Here is a 13,906-nt window from a genome sequence, read left to right as displayed (position 1 = left end):
TTCCGAAGGCCTCAACCTTGCTTTGGCAGATCGATACGCGCCTCGAAGCCTTCTTCACGGCCGGGTGCGGGAGAGGCAAGCGTCAGGGACGCGTTCATCCGCTCTGCGAGATTGCTTACGATGGCAAGGCCAAGCCCTGAGCCGGCAGCCTGGGTCTGGCCCCGCATGAAACGCGTCGTCAGGCGTGGCAGCAACGCAGGATCAACGGTCGGACCATCATTGACCACCCGTACGGTGCTATCCTCCACAAACACCTCCACCTTGGAATCCTCCGCGCCATGTGTCAGCGCATTTTCCAGGAGGTTTCGGATAGCGATGCCAAAGGCGTCGGGATCGATTTTGGCTTTCAGCGCCGCATCCGCAGCATGGTGAAGGCGGATGCGGCCGTTACCAAGTTCAGAACGATCCATGTCCGTCACCATCAGTCCAACGACTGGCAGAAGATCGACAAGCGTATCCGAAATGCCGATACCTGCTTCGGCGCGCGACATTTGCAGCAGTTTCTCGGAGAGTTGCGCCAGATTCGAGAGCGACAATTCAATCTGGTCGACGCGGCCTGCCAAGTTGGCCGGAATATCGGCTTTGAGGCGCTGTGCCTGTGCCAATGCGCCTGCGATCGGTGTACGCAATTCATGCGCGCTGTTGGAGGCGAAAGAGCGCTCCGCCTCCAATGCGGAGCGCAATCTTTCCAGAAGCAGATTCACAGAGCGCGCTATTGGATCGAGTTCGGCGGGAAGTGTGCCTGAATCGACGGGCGCGAGATTGCCGCCATCCTTACGGCCAATATCGTCCCTCAATATCTGGATTGGCGCAAGGGTACGGCGAATGACCAGGATAACCGCGATGATGCTTGCAGGGATGAGGACCAGAACAGGCAGTATAAGTGCCGTTGAAGCCTCCTCTATGGCTTCACGCCGATTGGCAAAGGCATCCGCCACCTGAAGGTAAAGATCACCTTCCGGTGTGACGACAGTGTAGATCCGCTGGGTATCGGTGTCGGCGAAACCCGGTGTGAGCGGCACGTCGAAGCCCTCTCTGGCACTGTCGTGGGAGTGCAGCAGGACCGCGCCGTCGCGGTCGCGTACCTGATAAGTCAGATATTCCGTGCCGGTGCTGGGTTGGCCTAGGCGGCGCTGCGCCTCCGGACTGCGCTCGCGAAGATCCTCAGCGACAAGCGGCAGCAGCCTGTCGGCTGTTTCCTGGACACCGCTATCGAATATTTCGGCAAATTCGTCCTGCATCACCATCACGCCCATGGCGCAAGCGACCATCCAGGAAAGCGCCAGCACGCTCACGAGAGCAAGAACCATCCGACGCGTCATGCTGTTCTTCTGGGGGATGAGATCAGCGTATCGTATAACCAAGTCCTCTTACGGTTTCGACGCGGTCAGAGCCGATTTTCTTGCGCAGGCGGCTGACATAGACCTCGACGGTATTGCTCTCTATCTCGGCGCCGAATTCGTAGAGCGTTTCCTGTAATTGCGCTTTCGAGACGAGTGCGCCCGGCCTTTCGACAAGTTTCTCAAGCACCGCCCACTCGCGCGCACTCAGCGACAGCGACCGGTCATTGACCGTAATACTCTTCGCTGCCTGATCGATCTCAATTCCCGGTAGCCTGACGATCGGCGTCGAACGGCCTTCATAACGTCGCGACACGGCGAGCATCCGTGCGGTCAACTCGCCCAGATTGAACGGCTTGACGAGATAATCGTCGGCACCTGCGTTCAGGCCTTCGATCCGATCCGAGACCTGGTCATGGGCAGTCAGGATGATAACGGGAACAGGGTTGTTTGCTTTGCGCAGCGTTCGAAGCAGTGCCAGTCCTTCTCCGTCGGGTAGACGCAGATCGAGCAGGATCAAGCCGTAGCTCACAGTCTGAGTTGCGGCTGTCGCTTCGCTCAATGTCTGAAACCAATCCACCGCGTGATTTGCCGCGGCAACATGGTCCCTCAGCGCCTCTCCCAAAACGTGATCGTCTTCAACCAATAGAACCCGCAACTCGACCCTCACTCCTGAACTGCCCATGCGTATCGCTCCGGGCAGTTCGTCGTCAAGGCGATTGTCTGTCAGGTCGAGGGCTTCGACTGGCACGGGCGGAACACATCGAGCGATGAGTCATAGACTGAAGTCGAAACGTTCATCATGCCGAGGATACTATGGAAGAAATTGTCGTGGGACTTGCCACCAGCCTTTGCCTCGTCGGCAAGGCAGGCGCGGTCGACACCCATGGAGCGTGCAAAATCATCATCCATCCAGACAAGGAATGGCACGTGCGTCTGTTCTGCCGGTGCAAGCATGTAAGGTGCGCCATGGAGATAGAGGCCGTTTTCCCCAAGAGACTCACCATGGTCGGAAGCGTAGAGCATCCCCGTCGCCAGCTTGTTGGAGCGTGCCTTCAGCTTGTCAATGATGGCCGAGAGGAAATGGTCCGTGTAAAGGATCGTGTTGTCATATGAGTTGACGATCTCTTCGTCCTTGCAATTGCCGAGTTCGGAGGTGCGGCAATCCGGCGTGAATGTCCTGAAATTGTCGCCATAGCGAAGATAGTAGGACGGACCGTGGCTGCCAAGTTGATGAATGACGATGACGCTGTCTTTCGTAACGCGGTCGAGCCAGCTGTCCAGCCTGTCGAGAAAGATGTCGTCGCTGCATTCACCTGTCTTGCAGAAGGTGGGATCGCGCGTCGCGCTCAGGTCGAAATAGGGAATTCTGTCGGCAACGCCCTTGCTTCCGGTGTCATTGTCGAGCCACTGCGCGTCGATGCCGGCATGGACCAGAACGTCCATGACATTCTCGTTCGAAAGCGCCTTGCTATGTGTGTACTCCGAACGGGTGAACTTCGAGAACATGCAGGGAATGGAGATTGCAGTGGAGGTTCCGCAGCTGACCGTGCTCGGGAAATAGATGATATTTCTTTTCTTCAGTTCCGGATTGGTTTCCCGTCCGTAGCCGTTCAGGGAAAAATTTGCAGCGCGAGCGGTCTCGCCCGCAACGACCACCGTGATGCGCGGCTTGTTGATAGCCACGACCGGGGCCTTCACTTTCGCATCCAGACCAGTCTGCGTGACCGTCAGTTGCGCTTCCTTATTCGCGGCCTGGAGATAATGCGCGGTCGAGAAGATCGGCGTGATTGGGTTCAGGCTCTTGACGATGTCCCGGTGCTGACGAATGGCAGTGGTGAAGGTTTTGGAGTTTAACGCACCCATTCCGGCGATGATGACCAGGCAAGCGATCACGCTGACCGTATTCCAGAAAAGCTTCCCGAGAATTGGGCGATGGCGGATGCGGACGAACGCGAGAAGCACGATTGGAACGAGCGCATAAATGATCATATGCACGACGAAAGCAGATGTGATCAGATTGTTCGCTTCGCCGGTGGTCGTTTCGAATGCATTACGCACCATGTCGCGGTCGATAACCGCTCCGAAGCGATCCATGAACCAGGAGCACAATGCCGAAATGACGATCAACACCATGAAGATCGGCTTCATGATGTACTTCGCCGAGAATGTCACCAGAACTGCGATGAAAAACGCCGTCATCGCAATGTAGAGCGCGTATATGGCCACTGGATAGGCCGAGAGATGCGTGTTCACCTTCGACCAGAAGGTTTGGTTCATGAAGAAAAGCAGATAGAGCGCAGTAATAACACTTAGCGTGATGCTGCCGATCTCGGGACGCCGGATGGTGCTGCGATGAAGGTCATCTGTCAAAGGTGCCAAAACTTATGCTCTCCAGTGGCAATGGGTGTAGCCGGAGGCGCACAGTTATTTTGCTTTGCCGGCTCATCAGTGCCTTCTGGAGGGCGTTGCTGACACCAAGCTGAACGGAAGAGATCGATCAGCGCACCCGGTTATCAGGGGAGATAGGCAATCAGGCGCCTTTCGTCGGCCCTCAACCCAGATATCGCTTTGGCAGGGGCTTCGAGAACGGTCTCCAGCCGCTTGATGGCTTTGGGCTCCGTTGCCAGGGAGAGGACGGAGGGATGCACATAACTTTTGCGGCAGATGGTCGGCGTGTTGGACAGTTCTTCAGCGGCTGCCTCGCAGATGCTTTTGATCGTCGGTGTACTTCCGCTCGCCAGCCGCTCGGCGGCATGGCAGAACCCTGCCAGCGTACCGCCCCATGTGCGAAAGGTCTTGGCCGATATGCCTTCGCCTGATGTTTCCGAAAGGTAAGCGTTCAACGCGCTGGAATCGATTGGATGGACGACGTGATTTTCATCCTGCCAGACGAAGAGCTGCTTGCCGGGCAAGTCGGCGATTTCTTCAAGGATTTTCTGCAGGCGGGGATGCCGGAGGCTGCGGCGGACCTTCTGGCCACCCTTTGCAACGAACCGCAATTCGATGGTTTCTCCGAGTGACACGTGGCGCTTCAGAAGAGTGGTGGCTCCATAGGTTCCGTTGCTCTCCAGATAAGTCTTGTTGCCCACGCGAAGATAGGCTGCATCCAGAAGAAGCACCAGTGCGGCAAGTGTCCGGCTCTGGCCGTTAACGTCCTTTTCTATGTCGGAAATCGCCTTGCGGCGAATCGCCGGGAGGGCTTCACCAAACGCCTTCAGCTGGAAAAATTTCGTTTCACCCCGGAAGGCATGCCAATCGGCATGATAACGATACTGCTTGCGCGCTCTCGCATCAAAGCCGGTTGCCTGAAGATGCCCGGAGGGCTCCATGCAAATCCAGACGCGCTGATAGGCCGGTGGGATGGCCAGTGACCGGATGCGGGTAATTTCTATCTTGTCGGAGAGCAGCGTGCCATCCGGAAGCCGGTATGAAAAGCCTTTGCCGCGCCGCTCCCGGGTAATGCCCGGTTCCTGATCGCTGACATAGGTGAGGCCGATTTTCTTCAGGAGTCGGACGGGATGTTGGTTCATGATGCTCACGCTGCCTTCGAGTTTCCTCAAATAACTGTCGTGAACAGCGTCCGTTCCCGCAAAAAAGGAGCGGGACGCGCCCGCTCCTGCGAATTTGATCAGGCTTCCGGAGCCAGGCGAATGATCTGCGATTTTCCGCCGCCCCGCTCTTCGGTCACGGCGTAGACAGAGCCATCTTTTCCAAGCTCCACGTCACGGATGCGTGCGTCCAGCGGCAGACGCCCTTCCGACACAACCTTGTCGCCGTCCATTTTCAGCACCACCAGACCCTTGGTAACCAAGCCGCCGATGAGGAAGGAGCCCTTCCACTCCGCAATTGCATCGCCATCATAGTAAACCATGCCCGAAGGACCGACGACGGGATCCCAATAATAGACTGGCTGCTCCATGCCCTCCTTGGCGGTCGAGCCTTCACCAACCCTGTCGCCGCTATATTCGATGCCGTAAGTAATGACCGGCCAGCCGTAATTCAGACCCGCTTGGGGACGGTTGAGCTCATCGCCGCCCTTCGGCCCGTGTTCTACTGTCCAGAGGCGTCCCTCACCGTCGAGGGCGGCAGACTGGATGTTGCGGTGACCATAACTCCAGATTTCAGGCAACGCGTTTTCACGTCCGGCAAAAGGGTTGTCCTTGAGCGCCTTGCCGCTGGTGTCGATCCGGAAAACTTTTCCCAAGCCGCTGGACAGATCCTGCGCCTGAACACGTGGTTCCTTGTCGGAGCGTTCGCCCACCGTCACATAGAGCTCCCCATTCTTGCCAAAGACCAGCCGCGAGCCGAAATGCTTGTCTCCGTCATAGGTCGGCATTTGACGAAAGATAACGGTGGTGTTCTCCAATGTTGCCGAGCCGTCTTTCTCAACGAGCTTTGCAGAGGCTACCGAGGTGCCGTTCCCGCCATCGCGCGGCTCGGAGAACGAAAAATAGATCATTCCCGATGTGGCGAAGTCAGGTGCGAGTGCAATGTCGAGAAGACCGCCCTGGCCAGACGAAGCGACTTCCGGCACGCCTTCGATAGCAGGACCGACTTTACCCCCGGCGAGGATGTGCATGGCGCCTTCCTTGGCCGCTACAAGGATACGCCCGTCGGGAAGTAGGGCCATCGACCACAGATGCGGCAGGTCGTCGGCTATGACGGTCTTTTGCAGAGACGGCATTTTCTCCGGCTGTGGCGCTCGGGTCTGCCCTTCGAAAGCAGGCCTCTGATCTTTGCCGTGCGGCGGGTTGGTTTCAGCCGGGCCGGATGATTGTGCGATGGCGTAGCCCGGCACAGTCAGCATGGCGGATAGAATCGTGGTGGACAGCATCTTTCGTAGGCGCAACATGGCACTCCCTTCCAGTTTTTATCGAGCGGACCGGGAACAATTCGAGCGTTTTTTAGTTGCAACAACAAGCGTCAAGAAAACTTGATCGACGCGTGTTCGCGCATGCAAAATATCCTCCACGCATTTTAGTGAGGAACATTCCCTTTGGCGCGGCGTTTATCCACGTCAGACAGGAGGGCATCATGCAAATATTGGATAAGGGCACGCTCGACACTACAGAGGTCAAGCCGATTTTGAGCGTCGTGGAATTTTGCCGGCGCTACAGGCTTGACGAAGCTGAGGAGAAACGTCTTCGCAAGCTTTTCGGGGAGTTTGCTTCGCGTCATGAGCTATTGATGAACGCCCATCGCAAACCCGTTTTTCGCTAGTCGTCTGCAGGCAAATTTCGGAACATCATGAAGACGTCGTAGCGGGTGTTTTTTCCGCAAATCTGGTGAGAGGGCTTTGGCAGTCCCTCCATCGGCGCCGCCCTCAGCGGCCACTTCAGTACAACCCTTTTCGATGCGCATTCCAGGGCTGTCATCATCAGCTCAAGCTGGTCCGGGTCTGCACCCACCACAGCGCGTAATACCCTCATCTCCTTCTTCACCAGCGCACTGTTATGGCGCGGTGGATGCATCGGATCGACGACAACCACCTCGGGGGATAGAACCTTTATCAAGTCTCTGGAATCGCCAAGAAGAAGGGTCATGCGTGATGCGATTTCTTCATAGATTCCGCCTTCCGCCTTCGCCCTAGCAATCCCGTCTGCCAGATGCGCATGCATCTCCGGCGATCTTTCAATCAACGTTACGTCAGCACCGAGTGAGGCGAGCAGAAACGCATCCCGGCCCAGTCCCGCCGTCGCGTCTACGACACGCGGTGTACGGCCTTTGGTGAAGCCAGCTGCCTTCGGCAAGGCCTGCCCGCGTCCTTCACCGGAGCGCAGCCGATGACCGACTGCTCCACCGACAAAATCAACGACAAATTCTTCTTTGGTTTGTTTCGGTGCCATCATGCATCTCAAAAGGGGGCTAGAACACGAAAGGTGACATCGCCCCCATCGGGATGGGTGAAACCGAGCTCTTCCGCATGCAACAGAAGACGGCCCGATGCCGCAAGTGCCTCACTTTCCGCGTAGAATTCATCTCCGAGAATTGGATGACCGATTGCTTTCATGTGGACGCGCAACTGGTGAGTTCTTCCTGTCAGAGGCCGCAGCTCGAGCCGCGTTGAAGGCAGAGGAAGACGCTCCAAAACATGCCATTGCGTTTGCGCCGGGCGACCGTCCGCGTAATCCACCCGATGGCGTGGCTTGTTGTCCTGGTCCAAGGCAAGCGGGAGATCAATCTCACCATCCTCGCCCTTAACGTCTCCCCAGACGATAGCCTTGTAGATCTTTCGTGTCGTGCGGCTTTCGAACTGGCTGGCAATCGCCGCATGCACCTTTTTATTGAGAGACACCAAGACGATACCTGAAGTGTCCTTATCCAGGCGGTTGATCATCTGCGCTGATGGAAACTGTTTTTGCACTCGGGTTGCGAGACTGTCCGCAAGAGCCGGGTCACGTCCCGGTACCGACAGGAGGCCGCTTGGCTTGTCCAGCACGAGAAAGCCTTCATCCTGATGGACAATCGAGATGAAGGGCACGCGCGGCGGATTATAGATCGGGTTGTGCAAATCGACGGACATGCACGCCTCATAGCATGTTTTGGGGAGCATGCCAGCGCAGCACAGGCCTGCTACTCCGGCAGGGGAAGATTGGCACGTCCGCTGGTCACGTCCTGGATCGTTTGCGCAATGCGCTCCGCCTCGCTGACCGGCACGGACAACTTCAGATCCGCGCCCGAGTCGGTGAATGTTTCACTCTCGATCACAAGGTGATCGATGGAAAGAAGGCGTGCCTTGACCAGTGCGAGATCGGAAAAAACGCAGCTCAGTCGTGCCTGATAGGCTGGAATGATGGCAGTCTTTTCCGCGCTTTTGAGGCAGGATGCCGCCGTTCCGCCATAGGCGCGCATGAGACCACCGCTGCCAAGGAGAATGCCCCCGAACCAGCGCGTCACGACCACCGCGACATGATCGAGGGCATGTCCATCAATGGCCTGAAGAATGGGTTTGCCCGCTGTGCCGGAAGGTTCGCCGTCATCGTTGAAGCGGTAGTTTTGTCCGATCTTCCAGGCCCAGCAGTTATGATTGGCTGCGGAGTTAGAGTGCTGAGCGATGAAGCGTTTAGCCGCGTCCTCATCGGCCACCGGACCAGCTATCGCGAGGAACCGGCTTTTCCTGATGTCCTGCTCGAAGTTTACCGTTCGGGTCAGTGTGAACATGACGTCTCAATAGCGGATATACGCACGGTGGCAAACGGATTAATAAGAGCAAACACGCGAAGGATGACGGTTGGCGATGCGCAGAAAACAGGTTGCTATCATTGGCGCAGGCCCGGCGGGCCTCATGGCTGCCGAAGAGCTGTCCTCGTCGGGTGTAGACGTAACTGTTTATGAAGCTATGCCGACCGTTGCGCGAAAGTTTTTAATGGCCGGGAAGTCCGGGCTCAATATCACCCACGGCGAGGACTACGCACTCTTCACCACGCGCTACGGTGCTTCGCAGCCTCGGCTGAAACAAGCTCTCGATCGCTTTACCCCGTCTATGCTGCGCGACTGGGCGCATGCATTGGGACAAGAAACCTTCGTCGGCACATCCGGCCGGGTCTTTCCGCGGGCAATGAAAGCGTCACCCTTGCTACGCGCATGGCTTGGCCGTCTCGCTAGTGACGGTGTCGAAATCAGGACCAGACATCGGTGGATTGGACTGGGTGATGGCACCTTTCTCTTCGAGACCCCGACTGGGCCGCTTGAGATCAGACCGGATGCTGTCTTGCTTGCGCTTGGTGGAGCGAGCTGGCCGCGGCTTGGCTCAACCGGGGAGTGGGTGGAAGAACTCCGAAATGCCGGAGTCGATGTCGCGGATTTCCAGCCGGCCAATTGCGGCTTCGACGTTGCCTGGAGCGACCATTTTCGCGATCGTTTCGCTGGCGAGCCGGTAAAATCCGTGACCACGACCTCGTCTGCCGGGCGGTTCGAAGGCGAGTTTGTCGTCACCCGGCATGGCGTGGAGGGTAGTCTGATCTACGCCCATTCCGCCGCGCTAAGGGATAGCCTCTCGGCGACAGGCCAAGCCGTCTTGACAATTGATCTGGCGCCGGGTCGTTCCGAGGAGCGCATCGAGCGGGATCTGGCGCGCGGCTCCAGCAAGGACAGTCTCTCGAACAGATTGCGCAAGAGTGTTGGTCTTCCGCCGGTAAAGGTGGCGCTTTTGCGCGAATGCGGATCCCTCGCGGGCATGTCTGCCAGTCAGATCGCACGGCTGATCAAGGCGCTTCCACTCAGTCTAGATGCGCCTCGTCCGATCGCAGAAGCAATCTCCAGCGCGGGAGGGATTCGCTGGGAGGGCATTGATGACGATTACATGCTCAGAGCACGCCCGGGCGTCTTCGTCGCGGGGGAGATGCTCGACTGGGAGGCGCCGACGGGCGGATACCTTCTAACGGCTTGTTTTGCAACTGGAAAAGCGGCCTCAAACGCTCTTTCGAAGTGGTTGGCACATGGCTGTACCTAATAGCGCTTCCATGCCTCTTGCATAGTGTTGAAAAAAAAGCTTCATAAGTGCATTCGAAAGGGCGAGCGAAAGCGCTTTCCACTTCCTGTGTTCAAGGCTTGGCTGTTGCAAGCCTACGTTCTTGTTGGTGAATTTGCATGAGTGATATGGACGCTTCGGCCAATTGGCCCGTTGGCGGTGGAGAAGCCGGTGCGCTGGTACGGGCGTTCGACTGGTCCAGAACCTCGTTGGGGCCGATTTCCAACTGGTCGTCCATATTGCGGTTGAAGGTGAATTCAGTCGTTAACTCCCCCATCCCGCAGGTTTTGATGTGGGGGCCCGATCATGTGATGATCTACAATGACGGCTACTTCGAAATTGCCGGAAACAAACATCCGCAAGCGCTTGGTGGTACCGCTGCACAGGTGTGGCCGGAAATCTGGGACTGGAATCGGAAAGTTCTGGAAGCGGGTTTTCGTGGAGAAATCCAGTCCTTCCGCGATCAGAGAATGGTGCTTCACCGAAACGGCGCTGCGGAAGAAGTGGTATTCGATCTCTTCTACACGCCGATCTATAATGATGCGGGTGTTGTCGAAGGTCTGTTATGTACGGTTCTTGAGAACACCGAAAAGGTTAAGACAGTTCAGGCGCTGGCGGCAAGCCGCGAGGAACTCAGCCGTTTAACCGCCGCTTTGCCCATTCTCGTCGGCTTCATCGACCTCAACTACACCTATCGCTTTGCCAATCAGGGCTATTTCGAGTGGTTCGGGCGCAAGCCTGAAGATGTTCTTGGCAAGCAAGTTATCGATGTCGTCGGCGAGGAATTCTTTCGCGAGCGCAAGCCCTTCATAGAAAAGGCGATGGCTGGTGAGGAGGTTGTGTCCGATACCACCATCAAACGTGCTGATGGAGTACGGCATGCGGCTGAAATTCGTTATGTTCCAAGACGCGATCACAGAGGTGAAGTCGACGGCTGCTACATCCTCATCATAGATATCGAAAACCGCAAGCAGGCAGAGCGCGAAATTATCGTCAGCAACAGCCGTTTCAAGGCCGCGGTCAATGCAGTTCATGGCGTATTGTGGACCAACAGTCCCGAAGGACGGATGAAGGGTGAACAGCCAGCATGGTCGCAACTGACCGGCCAGTCTTTCGAGGAATATCAGGGTTTCGGTTGGGCCGAGGCGGTGCACCCGGCTGATCGCGAAGGTTCCATAAACAGCTGGAATCGCGCGGTTGCAGCCAAGGCCACCTATGTATGGGAACATCGTGTCCGTAGGTGTGACGGCATGTATCGCACGTTCGCCATTCGTGGCGTGCCGATCATCGGAGAAACAGGCGATATCATTGAGTGGGTCGGCGTCCATACCGACATCACCGAGCAGCGCAGCGCGGAGGTGGCTCTAAAGGAACATGCCGCCAATCTCGAGCGTGAAATCCGTCACAGGATCAGGGCCGAAGAGCAGCTTCGTCAGTTGAACGAAGGCCTTGAGGCGCGCGTCGAAAAGGAAATTGCCGAGCGCCGCCAGACGGAGCTTGCGCTTCAGCAGGCGCAGAAAATGGAGGCCATCGGCCAGTTGACCGGCGGCGTTGCGCATGACTTCAACAACCTGCTCCAGGTCATTGCCGGAAATCTTCAGCTCCTCTCCAAGGATGTCGCGGGTAACGAACGGGCGGAGCGCCGGGTCGGCAATGCGCTGGCCGGGGTCAGCCGTGGCGCGAAACTGGCAAGCCAACTCCTGGCTTTCGGACGTCGTCAGGCGCTGGAACCGAGGGTGATCAATGTCGGCCGTTTCGTCGCCGGCATGGACGATCTTCTCAGACGCTCGCTCGGCGAAGCGGTCGAAGTCGAGGTCATCACGGCGGGTGGCCTGTGGAATACGTTTGCCGACCCGACTCAGGTTGAGAACGCCCTTCTGAACCTTGCGATCAACGCGCGCGATGCAATGGAAGGCGCTGGCAAGCTGACGATCGAAGTGGGCAATGCCTCGTTGGACATGGACTATGCCCGCAGTCATGCTGAGGTCGAACCTGGACAATATGTCATGCTTGCGGTGACCGACACCGGCAGCGGCATGCGACCGGAAATCCTCGACCGCGTCTTCGAACCATTCTTTTCCACCAAGCCTGAAGGCAAGGGGACGGGTCTTGGCCTGTCGATGGTCTATGGTTTCGTCAAGCAGTCCGGCGGTCATGTGAAGATCTATTCGGAGATCGGGCAGGGAACGACGGTTCGCATCTATCTGCCGCGCTCCATTGCCGATGAGGATCGCGAGATCGTCGTTCACAACGGTCCCGTCGTCGGTGGATCTGAAACCGTTCTCGTTGTCGAGGACGACGATGAGGTGCGTGGCACCGTGGTAGAAATGCTGTCTGATCTCGGCTATCGCGTGCTCACCGCACGGGATGCTCAGGCTGGATTGACGGTGGCCGAAAGCGGCGTGCCGATCGATGTCATCTTTACCGATGTGGTCATGCCCGGGCCGCTCAAAAGCAGCGAGATGGCACGGCGCGTGAAGGAGCGCATGCCTCATCTGGCGATCCTGTTTACGTCCGGTTACACGGAAAACTCCATTGTTCATGGTGGCAAGCTGGATCCGGGCGTCGAGCTTCTGTCGAAACCTTACACCCGTGAAGCGCTTGCCAGACGTTTGCGCCATGTCATCGCCAACCAGAAGCAGAGGGCAGAGGCGGGACGCGACCGCACGCCCGACAGCGCCGCCGCGCCCGAGATATCGGCGAAGGTTGTCAGTACAGACGCCTTGCGTATTCTGCTTGTCGAAGATGACGATCTGATCCGCATGAACACGACCGATATTCTGATGGAAAGCGGTCACGCAGTGGTCGAAGCCGCTTACGCATCTCAGGCGCTGGACCTTCTCGACCGCGAAGAGGTGGACGTTCTGGTGACTGATCTCGGCCTGCCGGATATGGGAGGCGCGGAACTTGCCGTGCTGGTCAAACAGCGCAAGCCCGACATTGCCGTGGTCTTCGCCACCGGCGACAATCTGTTGCCGAAGAACGCTCCTGCTGGTGCCGTGCTGCTATGCAAGCCCTATACTGAAACCGACGTCCGTTTTGCAATCGAGCAGGCAATGGGCAAGCCTTGACGCTCAAGGCTTAGTAGCCTCGCTGCACGTCGATCGTTGCCGGCAGGTTTCCGCTAAGCCGCCAGTTGCGGATATTTTGTGCGACGATCGCCGCAGATGAGTGAGGATCGGTCGGGGCCGAGATGTGTGGGAGAACCGTGATCTTGGGATGCGTCCAAAAGGCAGAGTTCGCATCCAGTGGCTCTTTCTCGAAGACATCGAGAACGGCGTGGGCGATATGGCCACTGTTAAGCGATTCCAGAAGATCGTCGCCAGCAATGACCGCGCCTCTTGCGAAATTGATGATGGAAGCGCCCTTTTTCATACGCTGCAAGCGGCGAGCGTTGATCAGCCCGCGGGTTTGCGCGGTCAGGGGAACGAGGCACACGGCGATATCGCTTATTGCCAGAAGTCGATCAAGACCGGCTTCGCCGGACAGGGTTTCCACGCCCTCTTGGATCTTGAGCGAACGGCTCCAGCCCATGACATTGAAGCCGGCATCCTGCAAACGCTTTGCGGATGCCGTGCCAAGCAGACCCAAACCGATGAGACCAACGGTCACCTCCCGTGGATGCCGGTAGTCGAGGTCTTTCCAGATCCGCCTTTCCTGCTGCTGACGATAGGCTGGCATGTCGCGATGCAGATAATAGGTCCAGGCAAGAACGGCCTCCGCCATTACACGCGATAATTCCGGGTCCTTCAGCCTCACAATGGGCGGCGTTGAGGGCCCAAGTTCGGCGACCAGCCGCTCGACCCCTGCCCACAGGCTGTGAATCCACTTCAGACCAGAAAGTTTGCCGATATCGTCGGGATCGGGATTGGCAACGACGGCGATTTCCGCAGCTTTGTGCTGGTCGTCCGTCATCTGACGCACGGAAACGATCGTCTCTTCCGGCATCGCCTGAGACAGCATCGCGATCCAATTTGCCTCCTCCTCATCGGTTGCGCGAGAGACATAAGCGATAGGGGAAGTCATGTAGCATTATCCTGCGTGGCATCGATCGTGCCGACATAAAGGCGAATAATCTGTCGGCTCGCAAGGG

At 57.4% G+C, this 13,906-nt stretch carries 12 protein-coding genes; 3 read left to right on the top strand and 9 right to left on the bottom strand.

Features of this window, described 5'->3' with window-relative positions:
- Positions 1-11: 11 nt before the first annotated feature.
- The 5 genes from QZ869_RS05775 to QZ869_RS05755 form a co-directional block, all read right to left on the bottom strand.
- On the bottom strand, positions 12-1,340 hold the full coding sequence (locus QZ869_RS05775; RefSeq protein ID WP_296103621.1) for an ATP-binding protein: 1,329 nt from the start codon (positions 1,338-1,340) through the stop codon (positions 12-14).
- A 4-nt stretch (positions 1,341-1,344) separates the two neighbouring features.
- Positions 1,345-1,998 (bottom strand): response regulator transcription factor, encoded by a 654-nt coding sequence (locus tag QZ869_RS05770; RefSeq protein WP_296103619.1) that lies wholly within the window; start codon positions 1,996-1,998, stop codon positions 1,345-1,347.
- A gap of 68 nt (positions 1,999-2,066) precedes the next feature.
- Positions 2,067-3,722 (bottom strand): phosphoethanolamine transferase, encoded by a 1,656-nt coding sequence (locus tag QZ869_RS05765; RefSeq protein ID WP_296103181.1) that lies wholly within the window; start codon positions 3,720-3,722, stop codon positions 2,067-2,069.
- 134 nt (positions 3,723-3,856) lie between these two features.
- Positions 3,857-4,873, bottom strand: coding sequence for a DNA topoisomerase IB (locus tag QZ869_RS05760; RefSeq protein ID WP_296017636.1), 1,017 nt, complete (start codon positions 4,871-4,873; stop codon positions 3,857-3,859).
- Between the two features lie 98 nt (positions 4,874-4,971).
- Entirely contained in the window at positions 4,972-6,195 is a 1,224-nt protein-coding gene (locus QZ869_RS05755) for a PQQ-dependent sugar dehydrogenase (RefSeq protein ID WP_296103179.1), read from the bottom strand.
- Positions 6,196-6,377: 182 nt separating this feature from the next.
- Between QZ869_RS05755 and QZ869_RS05750 the strand changes: the two genes are divergently transcribed.
- Positions 6,378-6,563 carry a hypothetical protein gene (locus tag QZ869_RS05750; protein WP_296103177.1) on the top strand — a complete coding sequence of 62 codons (186 nt, stop codon included), beginning with the start codon at positions 6,378-6,380 and terminating at the stop codon, positions 6,561-6,563.
- On the opposite strand, the gene QZ869_RS05745 is transcribed toward QZ869_RS05750, so the two are convergent.
- From QZ869_RS05745 to QZ869_RS05735, 3 genes are read right to left on the bottom strand one after another with little or no spacing between them, the layout of a single operon-like run.
- Complete coding sequence (locus QZ869_RS05745; protein WP_296103175.1) at positions 6,560-7,189, bottom strand: class I SAM-dependent methyltransferase; 630 nt, start codon at positions 7,187-7,189, stop codon at positions 6,560-6,562. The two genes, QZ869_RS05750 and QZ869_RS05745, sit on opposite strands and share 4 nt — an antisense overlap.
- An 8-nt stretch (positions 7,190-7,197) precedes the next feature.
- Positions 7,198-7,866 carry a pseudouridine synthase gene (locus QZ869_RS05740; protein WP_296017586.1) on the bottom strand — a complete coding sequence of 223 codons (669 nt, stop codon included), beginning with the start codon at positions 7,864-7,866 and terminating at the stop codon, positions 7,198-7,200.
- A gap of 50 nt (positions 7,867-7,916) precedes the next feature.
- Positions 7,917-8,504 (bottom strand): YigZ family protein, encoded by a 588-nt coding sequence (locus QZ869_RS05735; protein WP_296103174.1) that lies wholly within the window; start codon positions 8,502-8,504, stop codon positions 7,917-7,919.
- A gap of 76 nt (positions 8,505-8,580) precedes the next feature.
- Here QZ869_RS05735 and QZ869_RS05730 point away from each other — a divergent pair, with 76 nt between their 5' ends.
- Both QZ869_RS05730 and QZ869_RS05725 read left to right on the top strand, forming a co-directional pair.
- On the top strand, positions 8,581-9,795 hold the full coding sequence (locus tag QZ869_RS05730; protein ID WP_296099258.1) for a TIGR03862 family flavoprotein: 1,215 nt from the start codon (positions 8,581-8,583) through the stop codon (positions 9,793-9,795).
- A gap of 137 nt (positions 9,796-9,932) precedes the next feature.
- Positions 9,933-12,884: a PAS domain-containing protein gene (locus tag QZ869_RS05725; protein WP_296103173.1), complete on the top strand. Its 2,952-nt coding sequence runs from the start codon at positions 9,933-9,935 to the stop codon at positions 12,882-12,884.
- A 10-nt stretch (positions 12,885-12,894) separates the two neighbouring features.
- On the opposite strand, the gene QZ869_RS05720 is transcribed toward QZ869_RS05725, so the two are convergent.
- Positions 12,895-13,839 (bottom strand): glyoxylate/hydroxypyruvate reductase A, encoded by a 945-nt coding sequence (locus tag QZ869_RS05720; RefSeq protein ID WP_296103171.1) that lies wholly within the window; start codon positions 13,837-13,839, stop codon positions 12,895-12,897.
- Between the last annotated feature and the right edge of the window lie 67 nt (positions 13,840-13,906).

Source organism: uncultured Agrobacterium sp., from assembly GCF_913777885.1.
Classification (GTDB): domain Bacteria; phylum Pseudomonadota; class Alphaproteobacteria; order Rhizobiales; family Rhizobiaceae; genus Agrobacterium.
Note: the sequence above shows the minus strand (reverse complement) of the source record. Positions and strands in the feature narration are given on the sequence as shown.